Below are 23,161 nucleotides of genomic sequence, written 5' to 3'. Positions count from 1 at the left end.
CGGTTATTCCTCGGATCCTGCTTGCACAGCCTTGTTATCCAACGGCGCGTTCATATGTCCGGCATGCTCCTTCTGCCCGTCATGCGCCATAGCGGCATGGTCCATCTGCATATGTGCCATGTCATCGTGATTCATGGCGGCGCCATGCTCTGAGGGGGCTTTATGGGTCATCCCCTTGTGCTCGCCATGCCCCATGTAACCCATAAACTTGTTGATCAGCTTGACGAAAAGGGCCGGATCGGCACTTGAGAAATACTCTACCGGGTGGTTTTCGCTCTTCTTGGCCAGCGCATTGAACTCATCCATGGTGGTCAGCATCTTGGGAGAGTCCTTGACTTTGGCAACCCAGGTATCAAAACCGGCCTGATCCTGCGTAGCAATCGCCTTGAACTTCATGCCCGAGAAACCGGCTCCGCTATAACTGCTGGAGATACCGTCATACGCGCCTGCTTCATTGGCAATGAGATGCAACTTGGTCTGCATACCTGCCATGGCATAAATTTGCCCGCCCAGCTTGGGAATGAAGAAGGAGTTCATGACAGTGTCTGAAGTCACCCGGAAATTGACGGGGGTATTGACCGGGAATGCTAATTCATTGACCGAGGCAATCCCTAATTCTGGGTAGACAAACAGCCATTTCCAGTCGAGGGAAATAACATCAATCTGGATCGGCTTCACCGTAGACTCCAGCGGCTTGTAGGGATCCAGTTCGTGGGAAGTTTTCCAGGTAATGGTTGCCAGAATGACGATGATAATAACTGGTACGGTCCAGACAACCGCCTCAATTTTATTGGAGTGAGACCAATCCGGAGTATATTTGGCATTGGTATTTGATGCCCGGTATTTACGAGCAAAGACCACCGCCATAATAATCACAGGGATCACCACAATTAACATCAGCCCCAAGGCGGTTAATATCAGTGATTTCTGTTCCAGACCAATCTGCCCTTTAGGATTCATCAAGGCCATGTCGCAGCCGGTCAGCAAGCTGGCCGATGCGATCAACAGCAAAGCACCCAAGCCCCTCTTTAATTCAAAAGGTCTCATGCAGTGTCCTTATGGTCGCAAGGCTAAAGTTGTAAAAACGGGCAACATTGTGATCAGAACCGGAACATGTAAACAACATGGAAAATTAATCTTAAGATTGTGCCAAACTTGGCCTCAGCATGTGAAAAATGTTAATTTTGCATCCGTATCACTATTAATGGCGCCTTTTCCCATAATTAATCAATGACACTCTCTTCTCAATTTATAATTGGACAGGGAGCATTATCTCGCCAACTAACCTTACATAGCATATGGGTATATATGACGAAAAATTAATCCTCCAGCATGAATAATAAACACCTGTCGACTTTGATGATCTGCGACAATTTGAACTCATCATCATTTACGTAATTAAACGCGACGAACAGAACACAGCACGATATTTTTTAGCTGGATTGTTTTTTAACAATTCGAACCCAAACAGATATGTCACTCCATACTCGTTTGATCAATCTGTTTAATAAGTTATTATCAACCCATATAGACGCCATAAAAATATGGCGGTAGGTTGCGTCCTCTTGCTGCTGGCCAGCTACCCCACTCTGTACTTTTCCATTTTTCATACAACAGGTATTGCCATGAGTATTACACGCAGAGATTTTCTCAACGGCGTTGCCATCACCATTGCGGCAGGCGTCGCCCCCATCAATCTGCTCAAGGCTGCCGAAGGCGGCAGCACGCTGGCGGATAAAACCCTAGCCTACCCGCCCGCCCTCACCGGCCTACGCGGTAACCACCCGGGCTCCTTCGAACCGGCCCACAGCATCGCCCGTGACGGCAAGCAATATGACTTCGCCAATATTCCCCTTGAGGGAGAGTACGATCTGGTGATCGTCGGCGCCGGCATCAGCGGTCTGGCCGCTGCCTGCTTCTATCAGCAACTGCTCGGCGCGGATAAGAAGATCCTGCTGCTCGACAACCATGACGACTTTGGCGGCCACGCCAAGCGCAACGAGTTCACCACCCCCGATGGCCTGCGTCTGGGTTACGGCGGCAGTGAATCCCTGCAATCCCCGCGTTCGGTCTACAGCCCGGTGGCGCTCGGTCTGCTCAAGGCGCTGGAGGTCAACATCGACGAGCTGGCCGCCGGTTTCCAGCAGACCTTCTATCCGGATCTGGGGCTAAGCCGCGGCGTCTATTTCGACGAGAAACACTTTGGCGTCAACAAGATAGTGAACGGGGATCCGGGTCACAACGTGGCGGATGACATCCCCCGCGATCGCCTGAACGGCCGGCCGCTGGCAGAATTTATCGGTGACTTCCCCCTCGATGATGCCGACAAGGCCGCCCTGTTGGCCCTGCACGAATCGAAGATCGACTACCTGAGCGGCATGACCCGCGAGCAGCAGGACGAGTGGGTGACCCGCAACAGCTACACCACCTTCCTGCGCGATAAAGTGGGTCTCAGCGAGCGGGCGATCACTTACTTCCAGCAGCGCACCAACGACTTCCAGGCGGTCGGCATCGACGCCACCGCCTGCGCCGATGCGCGCCTCTGCGCCTTGCCGGGTTTCGACGGCCTCAATCTGACGCCGCTGGATGCCGAGGAGCAGGCGGAGCTGGACGATCCCTACATCTTCCACTTCCCCGATGGCAACGCCGGTCTCACCCGCCTGATGGTGCGCAAGCTCATTCCGCAGGTGGCGCCGGGTCACACCATGCAGGATGTGGTGCTGGCCAAGTTTGACTACAGCAAGCTCGACCTGCCTGAGCACAAGGTGCAACTGCGACTTGGCAGCACGGCGTTGCAGGCCAAAAACGTGCGCCTCGCCGACGGCAAGCTGGCGGTGGATGTCACCTACATCAAGGAGGGGAAACTGCACCGGGTACGGGCCAAGCAGTCGATCATGGCGGGCTACAACATGATGATCCCCTACATGGTGCCCGAGATGCCGGAGCCCCAGAAGGAGGCGCTGCGCCAGAACGCCAAGGCGCCGCTGGTCTACACCAAGGTGGTGATCAAGAACTGGCAAGCCTTCGTCAAGCTGGGGGTACACGAGGTCTACTCCCCGGCGGCCCCTTACAGCCGGGTCAAGCTCGACTATCCGGTCAGCATGGGTGGCTACGAGCATCCCAAGAGCCCGGATCAGCCGATGTGCCTGCACATGGTCTATGTGCCGACCCTGCCGGGCAGCGGCCTCTCGGCACGCGAGCAGTCCCGCAAGGGGCGCGCCATGATCCTCGGCATGCCGTTCGAGCAGCATGAACAGATGATCCGCGAACAGTTGCAGGGGATGCTCGGCAGCGCCGGTTTCAACCATGAGCAGGACATCCTCGCCATCACGGTCAACCGCTGGTCTCACGGTTACTCCTATGTCACCAACACCCTGTTTGATGACGAAGCGCAGTGCGAAAAATGGATTGAACTGGGTCGCCAGCCGATCGGCAACATCACCATCGCCAACTCGGATGCAGGCTGGAGCCCCTACGCCCACGCCGCCATCGACGAAGCGTGGCGCGCCGTCAACGAGCTGGTAGCCATGAGCAAGGGAGGTGCCCAATGAGCCGCGCCCTGTCACTGACCGCCAGCGCCCTGCTGCTGGCCCTGCCCGCCCTTGCCGCCAACGCAACCCCCGCCATGTCGGCGGGGGAATACGTGGCCAAGCTGGGCGATTGCGCTGCCTGTCACACCAGCGAAACCAGCAAGCCGCTGGCGGGCGGCAAAGGGTTCCCGACCCCCATCGGCACCGTATTTGCCACCAACATCACCCCCGACAAGACCCACGGTATCGGCAACTACAGCCTGCCGGAGTTCATCAAGGTGATGCGTGAAGGGGTGGCCCGCGACGGGCATCGCCTCTATCCGGCCATGCCCTACACCGCCTACGCCAAGATGAGCGATAAGGATCTCGAAGATCTCTATCACTATCTGATGAAGGAGGTACAGCCGCTGGCCATCGCCAACAAGGAGAGCGACATCCCCTGGCCGCTCAACATGCGCTGGCCGCTGATGGGCTGGAACTGGGTCTATCACGATGACAGCCGCTTCACCCCGGTCGCAGGCAAGAGCGAAGAGTGGAACCGCGGCGCCTATCTGGTGCAGGGTGCCGGTCACTGCGGCAGCTGCCACACCCCACGCGGATTGGGGATGCAGGAGAAAGCGCTGACCGAGGCGGATCCCGTCTACCTGAGCGGGGCGGCGCTGGATGGCTGGTATGCCCCCGACATTCGCGGCAGCCGTTACAGCAAGCAGGCGCTGATCGATCTGCTGAAAACCGGCCGCAGCCAGCATGAAGCGGTCGCGGGCCCCATGGGGGAAGTGATCACTCACAGCAGCCAGTATTTCAGCGACGCCGATCTGGCCAGCATCGCCACCTATCTCACCGATCTGAAAGATGAACCGGTGGCGGAGAAAGGGGCCCGCGCCTACGCCAGTGCCAGCGGCAAGGCGGACTACGCCATGTACTGCTCCACCTGTCACGGGGTCAACGGCCAGGGCAATGACCACGTCATCCCCTCGCTGGTGAACAACCGCACCGTGCTGGCGAGCGATCCGTCGAGCCTGATCAACGTGTTGCTGCACGGTGCCGAAACACCGGTCACCCACGGCCATCTGGGTTACCACATGCCGGGCTATGGCTGGACCATGGATGATGAGCGGCTCGCCGAGCTGGTCAACACCCTGCGCGCCTCCTGGGGCAATGAAGGCACCGCCGTCAAGGCGGCGGCGGTCAAGACCCAGCGCGAGCTGAACGGCAAGGAGTAAGGGCTGTCAGCTCTCTCTTGGCCAAGTGCCATAAAAACGGGCCTCCACTGGAGGCCCGTTTGCTATTGATGAACCAGGTTCCGGTGCTTATCCCTTTCGGGATTTGGGCCCCGGCAGTGGCGCCGTTGGCTGGCGGTAATCGCCATAGGGGAAGATATTACGAAAACGCTGGGCCACCGGCTCGGGGATGGAGCGGGAGAAGATCAGCTTCACGCCATCGCCATCACGCTGCCCCACAATGCGACCGCGCACCGTGTCGTGGCGCAGGATCTGCTTGGCATGCTCAATAAAGGCGGGTGACACCTTGCCCTGCTTGACCACCACCTTGCCGGGGGCAAGGCGGATTTCGAACAGGGCACCACGCCCCAGCTTCATCAACCACCAGATCAGCGCAATCGCCACTATCAAGGAAATCCAGGCCATCTTCATCCCTCCCAAGCTCTTGATATAAGGCAGTATAAGCGGCCGTGCGCTCCGATTGTTTGGCGCCGATCACAGCCCCCGCGTCAGCGCAATAGCGCCTCTTTGCTCAGCAGTCCTTGCCCCAGCCCACCAGCGTCTCGCGATAGAGCGCCAGCAAGGCTTCATCGCGCACCGCCACCCCGACCTGCTGCGGGCGATAGGCTGCCCAGTCATCGTGGGAGTGGCGTTTGCCATCGAACTTTTGCAGGGTGTGGCCGATGGCCGGGCCGCTGGTGATCACCCGCACCGGCCCCTCCCGCAGGGTAAAGAGGGTCGGATCAATCACATAGGCGATGGCGGACGGGTCGTGAACGTGGCAACCGGAGAGCCCCAGCTTCTCCGAGTAGAAGCGCAGGTAGAAGCGGCTGACATCCCACAGGAAGCGGCCCGGCTCCCCCGCCTTGTCCCTGAGCTCATCCAGATAGACGCTGCTGAAGAAGCTCTGCTGGGTCACATCCAGCCCGATGATCACCACAGGCCAGTCGGCGGTAAAGACCCGGTCGGCGGCATCGGGATCATCGTGAATATTGGCCTCGGCATAGGGGGTGACGTTGCCGCGATGGCCGTTGACGCCAAAGGCGCCGCCCATCACTACCACCTGTTTCACCAGCGAGACAATCTCGGGCGCCTGTTGTAGCGCCAGCGCCAGATTGGTGAGCGGGCCGATAGTGACGAGGGTGATCTCCCCCGGCGCGGCTTTCACCGCCTCGACAATATATTGCCAGGCGGGGCGGGGATCCGGAGCGATAGTCACCTCCCCCGCCTCCATGTCGCCAAAGCCGCTCGGGCCGTGGACTATGGTGGTAGGGCCGACCGGCTCGCGCAGCAGCGGGGCGGCAGTGCCTTTGGCCACATCTGCTTTCATGCCGTACTTCTGCTTGAGCCAGAGGGCGTTGCGGGTGCCATTGTCGATGGTGGCGTTACCAAAAACAGTGGTGATGGCAAGCAGCTCAATGGCGGGGTGGGCCTCGGCAAACAGGATGGCCATGGCATCGTCGATACCCGGATCGGTATCCAGAATGATTTTATGGGTCATGAGAAATTCCTACGGTGACAAACCCTGCGACAAAAGGGAGAGTCTACCCGGCTGACGGTCTCGTATCCCGGCATGGGATCACAGACCGGGCCTTTGCTCCCGGCAGCGGGGGCGCTGCTGGCGACAATCTGCACAAAGAACGGCGCGGCCCTGTTGCCAGCGCCGCGCTCTTTATCATTGTTCATTATCTGCTATCTGGCACCGATCTGCCTGACTACGCCCCTCAGTGCTTGCGATGCCAGCGCGGTGAGGTCGCCTTCTCCCCCCAGGGGGTGACGCAGGGGAGCAGCGCCCCTTCAATCACCATCTCGCTGCCTGCCAGCGCTTCGGCGATCTTCTGGTGCAGCACCCGCAGTACCTTGCCCTCGTGCTCGGCCAGAGAGTGGCCCGCGGCAAAGAACTCCGGCTGATATTGCAGTGCCAGCTTCTGGGCGAATTCGTAGGTGTTGAAGCAATCCGGCATCCGCTCAACCACATCTTCAAGCCGGGCCAACAAGCTGTTCAGTTCCCTGGTCATAGTGCTCTCTCCGTGTAGGTTAATAGCCAAAAACTACCCCTTATTGGATAAGTCACCAACGAGCAAACCACAAAAGTGTGGGGAGACACACAGTTCTCTCTTGCGTCCGGCTCATGGTGAACGGCAGACAGCTTGCCAGCTTTACATTCCGGTAACAAACAGCTAGATTTAGACCGACTAATCAGTCGGTCATTTTTCATGCGGAGAACAACATGGGTGCGGCGCAGCTCCAACACACTCCTGAGGATATCCTCGCCATCAAATTGTCCCTGCCGGATCAGCTGGCGCGGCTCAAGCGGGCGAGTCTGGCTCACCCCATGCCAACCCTGGCCGAGCGCCGGGCGCAGCTGACCAAACTCAAACAGGCGTTGCTCGCCCACAAGGGGCAGCTGTGCAAGGCGCTGGCGGCAGATTATGGCCAGCGCAGCCACTACGACAGCCTGATCGCTGATGTGCTGCCCTGCATCATGCAGATCAACTACACCCAGAAGCGGCTCAAACGCTGGATGCAGCCCCACCGCCGCCACACCGGCCTGCTGCTGGCACCCGCCAAAGTAGAGGTGCACTTCCAGCCACTCGGGGTGGTCGGCATTATCGTGCCGTGGAACTTTCCGGTGATGCTGAGCCTCGGCCCCCTCATCACCGCCATCGCGGCGGGCAACCGGGCGATGCTGAAACTCTCCGAGTTCACCCCCCATACCAATGCCGTGCTGCGCACCATGCTCACCAGCGTATTTGACGAAAACGAGATCGCCATCATCGAGGGAGATGCCCAGATGGCGGCGGCGTTCAGCTCACTGCCGTTCGATCACCTGCTCTTTACCGGCTCCACCATGGTGGGCAAGCTGGTGATGGCAGCCGCCGCGCCCCAGCTCACCCCCCTCACCCTTGAGCTGGGTGGCAAGAGCCCCTGTCTCATCGCCCCCGACATGCCGGTCGCCACCGCGGTCGAGCGGATGATCTTCGGCAAGAGCCTCAACGCCGGACAGATCTGCGTCGCCCCCGACTATGTGCTGCTGCCCCGCAGCGAGGTGGATAACTTTATCGCCGTCTATCGCCGCCACTTCAGCAAGCTCTACCCGCAGGGGCTCAACAGTGCGGACTACGGCGCCATCATCAACGACCGCCAGTATCAGCGCCTCGTCAGCTGGCTGGATGAAGCCGAACAGGCGGGAGCCCAGCTCCACCCCTGTGGCAGCCCGGCCCGCGATGATCAGCGTCGCCTGCTGGTGCCCCACCTGCTGACCGGGGTACCAAGTCAGTGTCAGGTGATGCAGCAGGAGATCTTCGGGCCGCTGCTGCCGCTTATCCCCTATGACACCCTGGAGGAGGCGCTCTCCTATATCGCCGAACGTCCCCGCCCGCTGGCCCTCTATCTGATGAGCTTCGACCCCGAGCTGCAGGCGCGAGTGACCCGGGAGACCCACTCCGGCGGCATGGCCATCAACGAGAGCCTGTTTCAGGTGGCGGCCGACGATGTACCGTTTGGCGGCATCGGCGCCTCCGGCATGGGCCACTACCACGGCCACGAGGGGTTCCTCACCTTCTCCAAGGCGAAAACCGTGCTGACCCGCGGCAAGTTCACCACCGGCTCCCTGATCCATCCGCCCTACCACAGCTGGATCCAGAAGCTGATGATGGCCTTCTTCCTGCGCTGATGGAGATGACAATGAAGCAGGCTATCCCGCAGCCACAAACCATGACCGACAAGCGCCGCCAAATTCTGGATGCTGCCCTCGCCCTCTGCGCCGAGGATGGCCTGCAGGGGGCTGCCACCGCCCGAATCGCCAAGGCGGCCGGGGTGGCCAACGGCACTCTGTTCCACCACTTTCCGAGCAAGGAGGCGCTGATCCTCGCCCTCTATCAGGATGTGAAAACCCGGATGGGGGGCGCCATCCATGAAGCAGATCCCACCCTGCCGCTGTACGACCAGACCCGCCACTACTGGCAGCTGGCGATGAGATGGATGCTGGCGCATCCCAATGAGCTCAAATTCGTGCTCGGCTTCTTTCACTCTCCGTTGCTGGCCAGACCGGCCCGCAGCCAGATCCTGAACGATGCCCTGCGCTTTCTGCCTGCCCTGCTGGCAAAGGGGCAGGCCAGCGGCGAGCTGATGCAGGCCCCCGCGCCACTGTTGCTGGAGGTGTGTCAGGGCCAGTTCCTCGCCTGCGCATCACTGTTTGTCGATCAACCGGAGCTGGGACAGGACGACTACTGGCAAGCCAGTGCGTTCGCTCTCTTCTGGTCAGCCATCTCAGGAGCCAATCCTCATGCAAACACGGATGTTTGAACCTGCGGCAGCCCTTGGCCGCCGCCTCTGGATCACCACTCTGCTCTGGGTGGTGGGTCGCACCCTCTGCCGCGCCGCCCGCACCGATGAGGCGGTAAGCCGCGAATTGGCGCCGTTGCCGGACGGGCTGGCTATTCGCCTCGAAGTGGGCGGCATCGGCTACGCCATGAACATGCACAAGCAGGGTGGTCGCTGGTATCCCGGTGCGCCTGTCGCCCCCCATGCCACCATCCATCCGCTGCGGGTACGCTTCAAGCACCCCAATATCGCCTTTCGCGCCCTGAGTTTTCGGCTCGGGGTCAATCAGGCATTTGGCGAAAACAGGCTGCTTGTGGAGGGAGACCTGACCGTCGCCATGCATCTGGTGCGGGGGCTTGAGCAGTTGCAGTCCCTGATCCTGCCCGCCTTTATCGCGCGGCCTCTGCTGCGCCACTATCCCGCCCCGACCAACAAGATCGGCCGGGCCTGCAACATCTATCTGGGTCTGGTGACCGGCTAACGCGCAAGGAGCCTTGAAATGAGCCGCTATTACGATTTCTTCTGCCCGGTCAAACTGCTGGCCGGTGAACAGGCGCTGGAGCAGCTGGCCAGCGAGCTGACCAGCCTGGGTGCCCGTCGCCCGCTGCTGCTGACCGACAAGGGGGTCAATGCCACCGGCCTTGCCACCCTGCTGGCCAATGTGCTGGCCGAAGGAGAGCTGCCGGTCGCTGCCATCTGGGACGAGATCCCGGCCGACTCTTCCACCGCCGTGGTGGAGCGGATCGCCAAACGCTATCGCGAGCTCGACTGCGACAGTCTGGTGGCGCTGGGGGGCGGCTCGGTCATCGACACCGCCAAGGCAGTCAACATTCTCACTTCCATGGGGGGGGAGCATCTGCTCGACTACTCGGGCGCTGGCTGTCTGACCCGTCCCCTCAAGCCACTGGCGGTGGTGCCCACCACGGCGGGCACAGGATCAGAAGTGACATTGGTTGCAGTGATCAAGGATGAGGCGAGCGGGCGCAAGGTGCCCTTCACCTCCCCCTTCCTGCTGCCCCAGCTGGCGGTGCTCGACCCGCGCCTGACCCAGGGACTGCCCCTCAATATCACCGCCGCCACCGCCATGGACGCCATGACCCACGCCATCGAGGCCTTTATAGGTACCGCCAAGAACCCGGTGAGCGATGCGTTGGCCCTGATGGCAGTGGAGAAGATCGCCAGCGCCCTGCCGCAAATCATCCACGACCCGCAAAACAAACAGCTGCGACTGCAACTGGCGGAAGGCTCAACGCTGGCTGGCATGGCTTTTTCCAACTCCATGGTGGGGCTGGTGCACGCCCTCGGCCACAGTCTGGGAGCCCGCTGCCATCTGCCCCACGGGCTGTGCATGAACCTCTTTTTGCCCACCGTGCTCGACTACAACCGCCCCGAGGTGGATAGCGAGCTGGCCCGGCTGCTGTTGCCGCTGGTGGGGGCAGAGCGCTTTGCGGCCACCCCGGCCCATCAGCGGGCGGAGGCGACCATCACAGCCATTCGCACCCTGCGCGACACCTTGTGGCAAGCGGTCAAGCTGCCGCGCACCATGAGCGAGGCTGGGGTAAGCGATCGCTCGCTACTGACCGAGATCCGCGATCTGGCGATCAACGACGGTGCCCTGCTGTTCAATCGCAAGGATGCCGACCGTGAGCAGTTACTCACTCTGCTGGAGCGAGCCTGGGTCTGATCCCTCCCCTTTGCCAACACTCTTGTGCTGACACTAACGCGGTGCCCGACTCACCATCGGGCACCTTGATCTACATCGCGATATCGATGCGCCCTCTGTCAAAGGGGGATGATATTGACCACGGGCTCTCATTATCTGTTCTATACCTTGGCTAACAGTTATGTTGTGCCGAGAGACCCAACTTTATGCCAGAGGTGCCCACCATGAGCGACATCATCCATCAGGCCAACCAGCAGCAGTTCATCTGTATGGTGGAGGGGAAAGAGTCGAGACTGCGCTACCGGCGGCTCGATGCCAAGACCATCGACGCCTACAGCACCTTCGTGCCGCCCGAGCTGCGGGTGCAGGGGATTGCCGATCAGCTGGCGCGTGCCTTCTTCAACTGGACTCAGGCGGAGGGGCTCACTATAGTGCCGAGCTGCCGCTACATTGATGTCTGGTTACGCCGCAATGCCAACAACTGAACCTCTGAACTCCGCCCTCGAACAGCAATTCCAAGCCAAAACAGAAGCCCTGCTGCGGGCCGATCCGCAGCGGATGGCCTGCCTGCAAGCCGCGGCCGAGCTCAATCTGCCCGACTGGGCGCTGGGAGCAGGCTTTATCCGCAACCTCATCTGGGATCACCTTCACCACAAGGCGGAGCCCACCCCGCTCAACGATATCGACCTTATCTATCTCGACAAAACCGATCCGCAAGGGCTGGCCGAGACGGCGCATGAAGCCTGGCTGGCAAAGCGGCTGCCGGATCAGCAGTGGGAAGTGCGCAATCAGGCCCGCATGCACACGCGGCAACTGGTAACGCCGTTTGCCAGCAGCCTTGAGGCGCTGAGCCACTGGGTCGAAGTGCCCACCTGCATCGGCGTGCGCCTCACCCGAGATGGCGAGTTCGAGTGGCTTGCCCCCTACGGCTTTACCATCAACTGGTCGCTGCAAGTGAGTGCCAACCCCAGATGTCGTCAGGACAAACAGATTTTTACCCAGCGCATCAAGGAGAAACGCTGGCAGGCTATCTGGCCTGACCTTCAGGTAAACTGGCCATAACCTGATTGCAATCTTTCGATAACCTTGGGCACACTAGGGGAAAAGCTGGTTGTAACTCAATGGGTTAAATAATGCGCGACTTCTTCTCTCTCGAACGCTGGCTACCGGGCCTCGCCGCCCTGCTGCATTACCAGCGCGCCTGGTTGATGCCAGATCTTCGCGCCGGACTCTCGGTGGCGGCAGTGGCGCTGCCCGTCGCCATCGCCTATGCCGAGCTTGCCGGGGTAGGTGCCATCGTCGGTCTCTACTCCTGCATCCTGCCCATGCTGGTCTACGCCCTGTTTGGTACCTCCCGCCAGCTGATTGTCGGCCCCGATGCCGCCACCTGTGCGGTCATCGCCGCCGTGGTGACGCCGCTGGCCGCAGGCGACCCAACCCGTCACTGGCAACTGGTGATGACCATGACCGCCATGACCGGCTTCTGGTGCCTGATTGCCAGCCGCTTCAAGCTGGGAGTGCTGGCGGACTTTCTCTCCCGCCCCATCCTGATGGGGCTGCTCAATGGTGTGGCTATCACCATCATGGTGGGCCAGCTCTCCAAGATCTTCGGCTTCACCTTCAGCGAACGTTACCTCATCGAGCGGATCGCCAGCGGGGCCACCTATATCACCCAGACCCATCTGCCGACCCTGGCCATGAGTCTGGTAGCCCTGCTCACCCTGCTGCTGGCCAAGCGCTACAAACCGGCATGGCCCTCCTCCATGGTGGCCATGGTGGTGACCGCTGCGCTGGTGTGGGGCTTTAATCTCGGCCAATTTGATATCGCCACCCTGGGGACGGTGGGCTCCGGCCTGCCCGCGTTCCAGATGCCGGAATTTCCCCCCGGTCTGATGCGGGAGCTGGTGCTGCCCGCCCTTAACCTGGCCATGGTGAGCTTCGTCTCCATGATGCTGACCGCTCGCAGCTTCGCAGCCAAAAACGGTTACGAAATCGACGCGGACAAGGAGTTCCGAGCCCTCGGCATGGCCAACCTCGCCTCGGCGGTCTCCCAGGGTTTCGCCATCAGCGGCGCGGATTCACGCACCGCGGTCAACGACGCCAACGGCGGCAAGAGCCAGCTGGTCTCCATCATCGCTGCGGCGGTGATCGCCCTCATCACCTTCTATCTGACGGCGCCGCTCAAATATATACCCACTGCAGCCCTCGGGGTGGTGCTGGTGATGGCCTCTCTGTCGCTCACCGATTTTCGCGGACTGTGGGCGCTGCGCCACTCCGACCGCTCCGCCTTCTGGTTGGCGCTGGTCACCTTTATCAGCGTGCTCACCATGGGAGTGATCCCGGGGATCACCCTCGCCGTGTTGCTCGGCTTATTCCAGTTCCTGCGCAATGTGATGCGCCCCACCGACCAGCTGCTCGGCATGGATGACGAGGGGGTAGTACGTACCCTGGGGGACAACGAACAGGCCAAGGCGATCCCGGGTATTCTGGTCTATCGCTTCAACTCGCCGCTGACCTACTTCAACGCCCCCTACTTCAAGCGCCGGGTAATGGCCCTGCTGGTACAGGATCCCCGAGCCCCCAAGTGTCTGGTGATCGATGCGGTCGCCTGCTTCACCCATCAGGACATCAGCGTGATGAGCATGGTGGGAGAGCTGCACAAAGAGCTGAAACGGCGCGGCATCCATATGGTGATGGCGGGTCGCCACGGCCAGATGACCCACTGGCTAAAGCAGGCGGGCGTGCGGGTGGGCGATGAAGGGATCATCCTCTGCCCCGACATGTATCAGGCGCTGCGCCTGACCCGCTGCTACCGCGAGCCGGTGTTCAAGGATGATGCGGTGGTGGAGAGCACCACTGATGCCATCCGCTCCAACTGGCCGCAGGATGATGCCCTGCCCGACTCGGCGCGCCTCACCCTGCCAAGCGAACAGGAGGCGGGCGCCACGCCTGCCTGACCCCTTGGCCTGCTCCCCTGGCCGGTGCAATCCTGCACAAGGATTGCACCGGCCAGGGCCTTGGTGTTAAATGCGCCCCCAGGGGGCACTTCCCCGTACCCTCCCAGCTGTTGGACATGCCATGCAATCTCAATCCCACGCAGGCCCGGGCACCCTCTTTGCGCTGACCTGGCCGCTCTTTATCGATCTCGCCCTGCACTTTCTGACCGGTGCCCTCAATACCTTCATGGTAGGTCACGTCTCCTATCAGGGAGTGGCCGCGCTGGCGGTCGGCAATCAGGTGTTCGATCTCGCCATCACATTGTTCAGCTTCGTCAGCATCGGCACCAGCGTGGTGATCACCCAGTATCTGGGGGCCGGCGATCGGGAGAAGAGTCGGGTGGTGATCCACACCGCCATCGGCTTCAACCTGCTGATCGGTCTGGTGGCCGCCATCGGTGTGATGGCGGGGGCCAGCACCATGCTGGCGCTGATGAACCTGCCTACCAACCTGATGAGCGACGGGACGCTTTACTTGCAAATCATCGGTCTCTGCCTGTTACCGGAGGCCGCAGCCCTCTGTCTGGCGGCGACCCTGCGCGCTCACGGCCACACCCGTCAGGCGATGTATGTGACCCTCATCGTCAACCTCATCACCTTCGTCGGCAACCTGTTGCTGCTCTACGGCTGGTTCGGCCTGCCCCAGCTTGGCGTCGCCGGTGTCGCCATCAGCACGGTCGCGGGCCGCCTGATCGGCGTGGTGCTGCTGGTGTGGCTGGTAGCCCGCAAGACCGGCATTCGACTGGTGGTGCGTGATATCGTCCACCCCAGCCGGGAGATGCTGGGCAAGGTGCTCCATATCGGACTGCCGGCGGCGGGGGAGAACCTCTCCTGGATGCTGCAGTTTATGGTGGTGACAGCCTTTGTCGGACTGCTGGGGGACAAGGCGCTGGCGACCCAATCCTACTTCTTCCAGATCTGCCTGTTTATCCTGCTGTTTGGCCTCTCCATCGGCCTTGGCAACGAGATCATCATCGGCCATCTGGCGGGTGCCAGACAGTTCGATCGCGCCTATCAGCAACTACTCAAGAGCCTCAAGCTCGGGCTGGCGGTCACCTGCGTCATCGCCGTGGCGGCGGCCCTCAATGGCCGCACCATCATCAGCCTCTTTACCGATGATGCCGACATCATCACCCAGGTGGCGCAACTGTTTCTTATCAGCCTTATCCTCGAGCCCGGGCGCACCTTCAATCTGGTGGTGATCAACGCCCTGCGGGCCACCGGGGATGCCCGTTTCCCCCTCTACATGGCGTTGCTCTCCATGTGGGGAATTGCCGTGCCACTCTCGTATTTCCTCGGTATCATGCAGGGTTATGGACTGGTCGGTATCTGGCTGGCGCTGGCCTGCGACGAGTGGGTGCGCGGTCTGGCTATGTTCTGGCGCTGGCGCAGTCGTCGCTGGCAAAACAAAATTCTTGTTGAAACAAAAGCGGAATCACAATGAAGAAGATAGGACTCTTGCTGGCTGCCATCCTGCTCAGCCCCCTGGCCATGGCACAAACTGCCCCTGCCGCTCCCAAGGCTCAAGCCACTCAGACCTGGTATGTGGCCCCCATCGCCATCGATGAAACCAGCGACGCCCAGAAGGCGCTGACCAAGGACTTCATGGCCCAGATGATCAAGACCATCAAGATCAACGAGTACCAGACCGGCAAGGCGGTGGGCAACACCAAGAAGCCCAAGTGGCTGATCCGCACCAAGCTGATCCCCGCCAGCAACGAGCCGCTGGTCGGCAAGAAGCACCCGCAGGGTCTCACCTACGGCAAGGGCAATCCGACCCAGGAGATCGTCGGCGAGCTGTTGATGAACGGCACCCTGGTGGCCCACATCGGCCAGGGCTGGCGCGAGCCTATCGTCCCGGGCACGCCGGTGGCTGACAAACTCTCCATCGCCAACTATCGCTACGCCATCGGTGATCAGGCCAAGTCGGCGGATCTGGAGGAGCTGGCGGCCCAGATTGGCTTTGAAGCGGGCAAGGTGATCCACCGCGACGGTAAGCCGCTGCCCGAGAAGAAAAAGAAAAAAGAGTAAACGCCATACCGGTTACATGAAGGGGCTCTATGCCCCTTTTTTGCTGCCGTTTACCGGCTAACGGCCATCATCCCGCCGTCACAACTGTGATCTGGATTACAGTTTTTCCCTCTCCCTCTGACTAATGAATGTCTGATCTGCTTTTGATTCAACAAGTTAAAAAACATACTCTTTATGCAGCAAACCATTGTTGCCGAATTGGATCCGGATCACATTTATCTGGGGGGGTAAGGGGTAGTTTGGTCTCTAAGGCACAATCAAACGAAACCAAGGAGGCTCCATTACATGTTCCCAGAGTACAGAGAACTTATCTCGAAACTGAAGAGCAGTGATGTCCATTTCCAGAAGAAGTTTGACTTGCACAACGACCTGGATGCGGAGATTAGAAAGCTGGAAAAACATCACGCCAGCGACTATAGCGCCGAGGTGAGGGATCTGAAAAAACAGAAACTCAAACTGAAAGAGGAGATATACGACATCCTCAAGCAACATCCACAATAGATGCCTCGAAGATAATCCGGATAAGCAATTTATCCCTCAGCCCGGCCCAAGCGCCGGGCTTTTTGTCTCTTAACTCAATTAGTTGATCCACCACACTACCGGCAGTAGCGGTTGTTTGTTACATTTTTCATTTCTGATCCAAGGTACAGATGTGATGGTAACATGACCATAGATCGCGTTTTTTATCATCTTTTGCTGCTTTGCATCTTCTCTGGCATTCAGCCACTGCGGGCCCAGGAGCCAGTGCTGGAGTTGTGGCACTCCCAGCAGGCCGGGTATGTGATCGACGACGTGGTCACCCGCTTCAATCAGGAAGGCAATCACAAGGTTCACGTCACCCAGATCGAGCCGGGCAAGATCAAGGCAGATATCCTGCTGGCGGCTCAGGCAAGGGGGCTGCCCGACCTGATGCTGATCCCCTCCGATTTTATCGGCCTCTATCGCCAGATGACCCTCGCCCCCATCCCGGCCGAGTGGTTTTCCCCCGCGCTGATGGCCAGCGCCCTGCGTTATGTCACCCTCGACCGGCAGCGCTGGGGCATGCCCATGATGCAGGGCAACCATCTGATGCTGTTTTACAACAAGACACTTGTCTCAACCCCAATCACCCGCTGGCAAGAGCTGAACGCCATTACTCCCCCCTTGCTTGCACAAGGGGTCTCCCCCGTCAGCTGGCCCTATCACGACATGTACTACTTTGCGGCGTTTCTGCTTACCTTTGGTGGCTCGCCGGTGACCGAAGGGCGCATCACTCTCGACACCCTGGCCATGGTTCAGGCACTGGAAGCATACCGTACTGTCGCCAGAGAGCAGTGGGGCGATCCCGACTGCGACTATGATACCGCCCTGGCCCGCTTCAACGAGGGCAAGAGTGCCTATCTGGTCAATGGGGACTGGGCTTTCAATGACCTGGTGAAAAACATGGGTGAACGGCTTGGGGTGGCCCTGCTGCCTCACTGGGAAGATCGCCCGATGCACTCCATGAGCGGAGCCTACGTTCTCAGTGTTTCTCGTTGGGCAATGGCAGATGAAGAGCGGCAGGCCGTCATCAAAGCCCTGATGGCCTTCATCCAGCGGGACGATAATCAGCAATTGATCTATCGGCAGGGAGCGCTGTTGCCAATCAATCAGCGGGCTTTTGCCGCCATCAACCAACACCCCGCCCCGCACGAAAAGGTGCTGCTGGAACAGTTTACCCTCAGTACTCCCATGCCTTCCGACAGCGCCATGTCCATTGCCTGGCAGGCGATGGACAAGGGGTTCGAGCGTTTCAAGGAGGGAAGCAGTGCTGCTGATGCGGCCCGTTACATGCAGCAACTGGCTGATCAGCAATACCGGCAGGTCAAGTCAAAATGAGCCACCGTACCTTTCGTCTCGGCCCCACGCTCATCGTCATCCTGTTCACCGTTGCCCTGCTGCCTGCGCTGCTGGTGAGCGGCATATTGCTGGCTCGTCAGCACCAGATCATTGCCCAGAGCGAACAATCCCAGCTGGAACGGGCCCTCACCAGCATGACCCGTGAGGCTCGCTTTCGCAGCGAGCTGATCGGCACCCAGCTTCAGCAACTCAGCAACGACCGGGTGCTCAATCAGGCACTCGAGAATTTTCTCTTCTCCAGTCATGCCCGGCTGGCGCTGGCTACCTTCATCAAGTCCAACAGTTTACTGACCTCGGCCTACCTGATCGATGATCAGGGTCGGGTAGTGGAGTACATCAACGGCCGGGCCTCCCACCTTGAATCGAGCAACCTGATGCCACAGCTGATGGCCTGGAGCAAGACGCGGGAAGCCAAACAGGGTAAACATCTGCTGATGCCTGTGGATGATCCCCTGCTGATCGGCGATATGGAGCAGGACCGCAGCGACGGACTGGCGCTGGTGGCCCCCATCTATCGCAATCACCAGCGTGCTGGCGTGATGCAGACCCCTTCCGGCTTCGTGATGGCTATCCTCCCCTGGCGACAGATGGCCCAGCTGCTGGAACCCTATCTCAAGGGGAGCGAGTATCTGGTCATTTCACAAGGAGATACCCCTCTCTACGAGGGCTCACATGACAACACCAGAGACATGGATGACCGGGTCCCCAGCCAGATGGCGCAGCTCTTGACCATCGGCTGGCCCCAGCTGGAGCAGGAGATCACCCCCACCATCACCCTCTACAGCTACAGCAATGACAGGGTCAGCGAGCTCAATAAATCCCAACAGCTGCTGACCGTCAGCATCGCCGTCATGTTGCTGCTGGTGGCCATCGGCTGCGTCTGGCTCACCCGCTGGCTCACCCGACCGCTGCGCTCGCTGGCCGCGCTGGTGCGCAGCTATGGCAAGGGCAATTACCAGCAACGGCAGGCGCCGCTGCGCTTTGTGGAGTACGACGAGGTGCGCCAGCTGCTGCAAGAGATGGCCAGCACCATCTCGGATCAGGTGCGGGCGCTCTATCAGCAAAATGAACAGCTGCAGCAGGCCAATAGCGAGAAAGAGGCCTTCAACCAGCGGCTGCTCGGCTTCAACGACGAACTGGAGCAAGAGGTTGCCTCGCAAACGACCGCTCTGCGCTCGGCCCTGAGCCGGGAGGAGCGCAGCCGCCATATCCTGCAATCCTGGTTGCAGTTCGGTCTGCACCAGCAGTTGGATATCGATATTGCCGAGCTGGCCAGCTCCGCCCTGCTGCAACTCTCGCAGCTCTATCCTGGCCACCGCTGGGGACTGGTGATCCGCCGAGACGGGCAGCCCCACTACTCCCTGACCCAGGGGGTCGATGCCCCCTTGCGGGATGCCTTGCAGGAGAAACTGGCTCAACTGATGGATGAAGAGGTCAAACACTCCGAATGCCAGTGGGATGACGCTCTCTGGAAGATCATGACCCTGCCCGGTAGCCAGAGCGGCGTGCTGTTTGGTTATCTGATGGTGAGCGCAGAAGGGCTGGAGTCCGAAGACCGGGCCATCTTGCGGCTGTTTGCCAAGCAGTTGGCGGTGGGCATCGAGGGGCGCCTCTTCACCGACGAGCTGGCGCGGGTCGCCCGCACCGACAACCTCACCGGGCTGCCCAACCGGCAGGCGTTCGAAGAGGCTTTCCATCACTATCAGGCGGTGCTGGCACGCCATCCCGAGCGTCACCTCGCCCTCTTCATGCTCGATCTCAACGGCCTAAAGCGTACCAACGACCAGTATGGGCACGAGGCAGGCGACGCCCTGCTGATCCAGATGGCTCGCCAGCTGCGCACGTTGTGCCGTCAGGATGAGAAGATTTTCCGCATCGGCGGCGACGAGTTCGTGCTGCTGGCGGAGGCGGATCACCTCGCCAGTCAGCTGCTGGCAGGCAGGTTGGAGGCAAGCCAGCAGCACGCCATCGTGCAGCATGGGGAGCACAGCTTCCCGCTGCGTTTTGCCATCGGCTGGAGCAGCAGCGACCAGACCCCGCTGGCGGAGCTGAGCCGGGTGGCTGACGACGCCATGTATGCCAATAAGGCGCGCTTCTATCAGGGGCAGCGATAAAAAGCAGAGGTCTGTAGCGTTGGCGAGCCTTTCGCCAACGCCCTGATCAGCTCGCAAAAATGGCGCGCAACGCTAGACGCGGCGCGGACCATGACTAAGATAGGTGCTCTTGATGTCTCGATTTGGAAGGGAGTAGGAAATGGAGTTAGTACTTGGCCCACTGGAAGCCCGCGTCATCGGCTGTCTGATTGAAAAAGAGATCTGCACCCCGGATCAATATCCCCTCTCCCTTAATGCACTGGTCAACGCTTGCAACCAGAAGAGCAACCGCGAGCCGGTGCTGGAGCTCTCCGAGCTCGATATCCGCGCCGTGGTAGACGAGCTGATCCGCAAGCGGCTGGTGGTCAACACTGCAGGCTTCAACGCCCGGGTGCCCCGCTACCAGCACAGGTTCTGCAACACCGAATTTGGCGAGCTGAAATTCAGTGCCCAGGAGCTCGGCATCGTATGCGAACTGCTGCTGCGCGGCCCGCAAACCCCGGGGGAGCTGCGCTCGCGCACCAACCGCCTCTGCAGTTTCGATGATGTCACCGAGGTAGATGCGGTACTGACCCAGCTCATCGAGCGTGGCCCCTACGTGGTCAAGCTGCCGCGCGAACCGGGCAAGCGCGAATCCCGCTACGCCCACCTGTTTAGCGGGGAGGTGGATATTCAGCCGATGATGGATGCCGCTCCCGCCGCGGCCTATGCCTCCCCTGCCGCCGATCGTCTGAGCGAGCTGGAGCTGGAAGTGAGCGATCTCAAGAGCCGTCTCGCCGCCATGGAAGCGCGGCTGGCAGCACTGGATGGTCAGGGCTGATCGCCTTTACCATCGCCACTCTCTATCAGGGAGCCGGGGCTGATGTCCCCGGCTCCCTGCGTTTTTTCATCGTGAGGAAGTGCCCGTGATCTCCCTGATTAAAGAGTCAGACCACCAGAAGATGCCCTGGAAAAACCAGCAGGGCACTACCAGCCAGATCCTCATCTCCCCCAAGGGGAGCAGCCTTGCCAAACTCGACTTTGACTATCGACTGAGCTCGGCCCCCATCAAGAGCGCGGGCCCCTTCTCCCCCTTTCCCGGCTATCAGCGCATTTTGCTGCCGGTGAGCGGAGCAGGCTTTGTGCTCAACGGCCACCCCTACGCCACCTTCGAGGCGGCGCACTTTAGCGGCGATGAGGAGACCCACTGCGAGTTGCTGAAAAAAGAGGTGACCGATCTCGGGCTTATCTACCACCCGGATCGCATCAGAGCCAACGTGCGGGTGCTGAACCTCCCCTTCCCGCTGACCCTTACCCTCGAGCCAGAGAAAACCTACCTCTGTCACCTGCTGAGCGGCCAGCTGGCAGTGCAGGGCAAAGAGGTGGCCATCAACGAAACGCTGGTGGTGACCGGGGAAGAGAGCATTCACTTCGAATGCCAGAAGAAGACCGCCATCGCCTTCTTTACCCTGCAGGCCAAATAGCGCAAAAGTCGGCGGTGTGCAGTCATGCCACGCCACACACAAACAGCAGAGATGAAAAAGCCGGGAAATCCCGGCTTTTGCTATTGAGGCAACCGGCTTGTGCCAGTCAGCACCTTAGTTGACCTTGAAGGAGCCCTTCATCATGGCGAAGTGGCCGGGGAAGGAGCAGAAGAAGGTGAGATCCTTGCCCGCCAGACCGTCGGTCTTGAAAGTGACGCTGCTGCTCTCGCCGCCGCCGATCAGCTTGGTGTGAGCCAGTACACGGGGATCATCTTTGGGCAGATAGCCGTTCTCGGCCCCGGCGCTCATCCCGGCAGTCGCCACGGTCTGATAGTCGGCGGTGCTGGCCAGCACCCAGTTGTGACCCATGGCGGTCACAGGCAGCTTGCCGGTATGGTTCAGGGTGACCGTCACCTCCTTGCAGGTGGCCGGCACGCTCATCTCTTTGAGGTTGTACTGCATGGCATCATTGCCTTCGATGACCAGTGCACACTCATCCGCCAGAACCGGGGCAGCCAGAGTACTCAGAAACAGCAGGGTAATCGCCTTTTTCATCATCTTCTCCTTTGATTGGCAATGGATGGCAACGACTTGGCGGATGCGGTGAACGCTTCGCAAAGATGCCGTCTAAATCGACCTTCATTTTACTCAATTGTTTTCAATCGGCGATGGGTTTTGGCCAAAGCTGCGGGCTAGGTCACCAGACGGTGCTCTACTCGCCACTATCTCCCTCACGGATGGACGATACGACCTGCTCCAGCCACAGGTTCAAAAATGTTTAATTTTTTCTGCCCTTTTCCCTCCGATTGCCCCCATCAGGGCTCGCCCGGCGGGCGCCCCTTGGCTAAGCTAGCGCCCCGATATGAACCTTCTCCAGATGAGAGCGCCGGATGATTGCGATAACCCCCGTGGCGGCCCTGCGCGGCCTGCTGCTGACCCTGCTGCTGGCGCTGGCCGGCTGCCAGCCCACCCCGCCAGCCCAGACCCGTATTCAGGGCAAGACCATGGGCACCTACTATGTGGTGACCCTGAGCGATAGCTACCCCGGTGGGGAGCCCGCCCTCAAAAGCGACGTAGAGAGCCTGCTGGCCCGGATGAACAAGGAGATCTCCACCTACGATCCGGGCTCGCTCATCTCCCGTTTCAATCAGGGGCCCGCCAATACCCCGTTCGCCATCCCGCCCGCCATGGCCATCATAGTCCAGCAGGGGATGGATGCCGGTAAACTGACCAACGGCAAGCTGGATGTGACCGTGGGGCCTCTGGTCAATCTATGGGGCTTTGGCCCGGACAAACGGCCGGTCAAGCGACCCGATGAGGCGGCCATCGCCGCCGCCCGCCACAAGGTGGGCATCGACAAGCTGACCCTGACCCCGCAAGGGGATCACTTCCTGCTCGAAAAAACGATCCCGGCTCTCTATCTCGACCTATCCACTCTGGGCGAAGGGGCGGCATCGGATGAAATCGCTGCCCTGCTCGAGAGCAAGGGGGTACACAACTACCTGATCGAAGTGGCCGGTGCAGTGCGCAGCAAGGGCCACAACAGCAAGGGTTCACCGTGGAGAGTGGCCATCGTCGAACCTTCCGATCAGCCGGGAGCGTTTTCCGATATCGTCATCCCCAACGGTATGGCGCTCAGCACCGCAGGCAGCTATCGCAACTACTACGAGCTGGATGGCCAGCGTTACTCCCATATCATAGATCCCGCCACCGGCCAGCCGGTCACCCACAAGCTGGTCTCCGCCAGCGTGATCACCCCGACCGCGCTTGAGGCTGACGCCCTCGATACCGCGCTGATGGTGATGGGGCCCGAAGCGGGGATGGCATTTGCCAAACAGCACAAGCTGGCGGTCTATCTCATCATCAAGACCGAACAGGGGTTCAAGGCCAAGTACACGCCCCAATTCGCCCACTATCTGGCGAAGCAACCGACAGAAAAGCACTGATAAACAGAAGGCCCC

The 23,161-nt window shown here is 60.2% G+C and carries 22 protein-coding genes; 17 read left to right on the top strand and 5 right to left on the bottom strand.

Translation table 11 applies throughout. The features are described 5' to 3' along the window. Nucleotides 1-3: 3 nt before the first annotated feature. Nucleotides 4-1,047, bottom strand: coding sequence for a cytochrome o ubiquinol oxidase subunit II (gene cyoA / locus G5179_RS04260; RefSeq protein WP_421257929.1), 1,044 nt, complete (start codon nt 1,045-1,047; stop codon nt 4-6). Between the two features lie 578 nt (nt 1,048-1,625). Here cyoA and G5179_RS04255 point away from each other — a divergent pair. Continuing rightward, on the top strand, nt 1,626-3,551 hold the full coding sequence (locus G5179_RS04255; protein WP_043821315.1) for an NAD(P)-binding protein: 1,926 nt from the start codon (nt 1,626-1,628) through the stop codon (nt 3,549-3,551). Then, entirely contained in the window at nt 3,548-4,753 is a 1,206-nt protein-coding gene (locus tag G5179_RS04250; RefSeq protein ID WP_421257928.1) for a c-type cytochrome, read from the top strand. The genes G5179_RS04255 and G5179_RS04250 overlap by 4 nt, the downstream gene beginning before the upstream one ends. An 87-nt stretch (nt 4,754-4,840) precedes the next feature. Here the strand turns inward: G5179_RS04250 and G5179_RS04245 are convergent, their stop codons facing one another. The 3 genes from G5179_RS04245 to G5179_RS04235 form a co-directional block, all read right to left on the bottom strand. Then, nucleotides 4,841-5,176 carry a DUF3634 family protein gene (locus tag G5179_RS04245; RefSeq protein WP_005353195.1) on the bottom strand — a complete coding sequence of 112 codons (336 nt, stop codon included), beginning with the start codon at nt 5,174-5,176 and terminating at the stop codon, nt 4,841-4,843. 106 nt (nt 5,177-5,282) lie between these two features. Then, nucleotides 5,283-6,251, bottom strand: a complete 969-nt coding sequence (locus G5179_RS04240) for a nucleoside hydrolase (protein WP_421257927.1) — start codon at nt 6,249-6,251, stop codon at nt 5,283-5,285. Nucleotides 6,252-6,474: 223 nt separating this feature from the next. Continuing rightward, entirely contained in the window at nt 6,475-6,768 is a 294-nt protein-coding gene (locus G5179_RS04235; RefSeq protein WP_005353197.1) for a hypothetical protein, read from the bottom strand. Nucleotides 6,769-6,980: 212 nt separating this feature from the next. Here G5179_RS04235 and G5179_RS04230 point away from each other — a divergent pair, with 212 nt between their 5' ends. The 14 genes from G5179_RS04230 (at nt 6,981) to G5179_RS04165 (ending at nt 21,200) form a co-directional block, all read left to right on the top strand. Further along, a complete protein-coding gene (locus G5179_RS04230) occupies nt 6,981-8,426 on the top strand; it encodes a coniferyl aldehyde dehydrogenase (protein WP_421257926.1) in 1,446 nt (481 codons plus the stop codon). Between the two features lie 11 nt (nt 8,427-8,437). After that, nucleotides 8,438-9,058, top strand: a complete 621-nt coding sequence (locus G5179_RS04225; RefSeq protein ID WP_421257925.1) for a TetR/AcrR family transcriptional regulator — start codon at nt 8,438-8,440, stop codon at nt 9,056-9,058. Beyond that, on the top strand, nt 9,039-9,557 hold the full coding sequence (locus G5179_RS04220) for a hypothetical protein (protein WP_421257924.1): 519 nt from the start codon (nt 9,039-9,041) through the stop codon (nt 9,555-9,557). Before G5179_RS04225 ends, G5179_RS04220 begins: the two co-directional genes overlap by 20 nt. An 18-nt stretch (nt 9,558-9,575) precedes the next feature. Continuing rightward, nucleotides 9,576-10,760: an iron-containing alcohol dehydrogenase gene (locus G5179_RS04215; protein WP_421257923.1), complete on the top strand. Its 1,185-nt coding sequence runs from the start codon at nt 9,576-9,578 to the stop codon at nt 10,758-10,760. A gap of 203 nt (nt 10,761-10,963) precedes the next feature. Continuing rightward, on the top strand, nt 10,964-11,224 hold the full coding sequence (locus G5179_RS04210; RefSeq protein WP_005337747.1) for a GNAT family N-acetyltransferase: 261 nt from the start codon (nt 10,964-10,966) through the stop codon (nt 11,222-11,224). Further along, a complete protein-coding gene (locus tag G5179_RS04205; protein WP_216953238.1) occupies nt 11,211-11,801 on the top strand; it encodes a nucleotidyltransferase family protein in 591 nt (196 codons plus the stop codon). The genes G5179_RS04210 and G5179_RS04205 overlap by 14 nt, the downstream gene beginning before the upstream one ends. Nucleotides 11,802-11,872: 71 nt before the next feature. Then, nucleotides 11,873-13,696, top strand: a complete 1,824-nt coding sequence (locus G5179_RS04200) for a SulP family inorganic anion transporter (protein ID WP_204419266.1) — start codon at nt 11,873-11,875, stop codon at nt 13,694-13,696. Between the two features lie 121 nt (nt 13,697-13,817). Further along, nucleotides 13,818-15,179: an MATE family efflux transporter gene (locus G5179_RS04195; RefSeq protein WP_139464083.1), complete on the top strand. Its 1,362-nt coding sequence runs from the start codon at nt 13,818-13,820 to the stop codon at nt 15,177-15,179. Next, a complete protein-coding gene (locus tag G5179_RS04190) occupies nt 15,176-15,766 on the top strand; it encodes a hypothetical protein (protein ID WP_204382038.1) in 591 nt (196 codons plus the stop codon). The genes G5179_RS04195 and G5179_RS04190 overlap by 4 nt, the downstream gene beginning before the upstream one ends. Nucleotides 15,767-16,051: 285 nt before the next feature. Continuing rightward, nucleotides 16,052-16,267, top strand: a complete 216-nt coding sequence (locus G5179_RS04185; protein ID WP_005337763.1) for a YdcH family protein — start codon at nt 16,052-16,054, stop codon at nt 16,265-16,267. Nucleotides 16,268-16,510: 243 nt separating this feature from the next. Continuing rightward, entirely contained in the window at nt 16,511-17,623 is a 1,113-nt protein-coding gene (locus G5179_RS04180) for a sugar ABC transporter substrate-binding protein (protein ID WP_421257922.1), read from the top strand. Further along, nucleotides 17,620-19,758 (top strand): diguanylate cyclase domain-containing protein, encoded by a 2,139-nt coding sequence (locus G5179_RS04175; RefSeq protein WP_421257921.1) that lies wholly within the window; start codon nt 17,620-17,622, stop codon nt 19,756-19,758. The genes G5179_RS04180 and G5179_RS04175 overlap by 4 nt, the downstream gene beginning before the upstream one ends. 139 nt (nt 19,759-19,897) lie before the next feature. After that, entirely contained in the window at nt 19,898-20,557 is a 660-nt protein-coding gene (locus G5179_RS04170; RefSeq protein ID WP_421257920.1) for a YceH family protein, read from the top strand. Nucleotides 20,558-20,642: 85 nt separating this feature from the next. Continuing rightward, a complete protein-coding gene (locus G5179_RS04165; RefSeq protein ID WP_421257919.1) occupies nt 20,643-21,200 on the top strand; it encodes a HutD family protein in 558 nt (185 codons plus the stop codon). Nucleotides 21,201-21,314: 114 nt separating this feature from the next. Here G5179_RS04165 and azu read toward each other — a convergent pair whose 3' ends face one another. After that, a complete protein-coding gene (gene azu / locus G5179_RS04160; RefSeq protein ID WP_005337768.1) occupies nt 21,315-21,755 on the bottom strand; it encodes an azurin in 441 nt (146 codons plus the stop codon). Nucleotides 21,756-22,090: 335 nt separating this feature from the next. Between azu and G5179_RS04155 the strand changes: the two genes are divergently transcribed. Further along, on the top strand, nt 22,091-23,146 hold the full coding sequence (locus tag G5179_RS04155; RefSeq protein WP_421205298.1) for an FAD:protein FMN transferase: 1,056 nt from the start codon (nt 22,091-22,093) through the stop codon (nt 23,144-23,146). The last annotated feature ends 15 nt before the right edge of the window (nt 23,147-23,161 follow it).

The sequence above is a fragment of the Aeromonas sp. 600886 genome (assembly GCF_049174935.1).
In the GTDB taxonomy this organism is placed as follows: domain Bacteria; phylum Pseudomonadota; class Gammaproteobacteria; order Enterobacterales; family Aeromonadaceae; genus Aeromonas; species Aeromonas veronii_A.
This window is presented reverse-complemented; position numbering and strand designations above follow the sequence as displayed.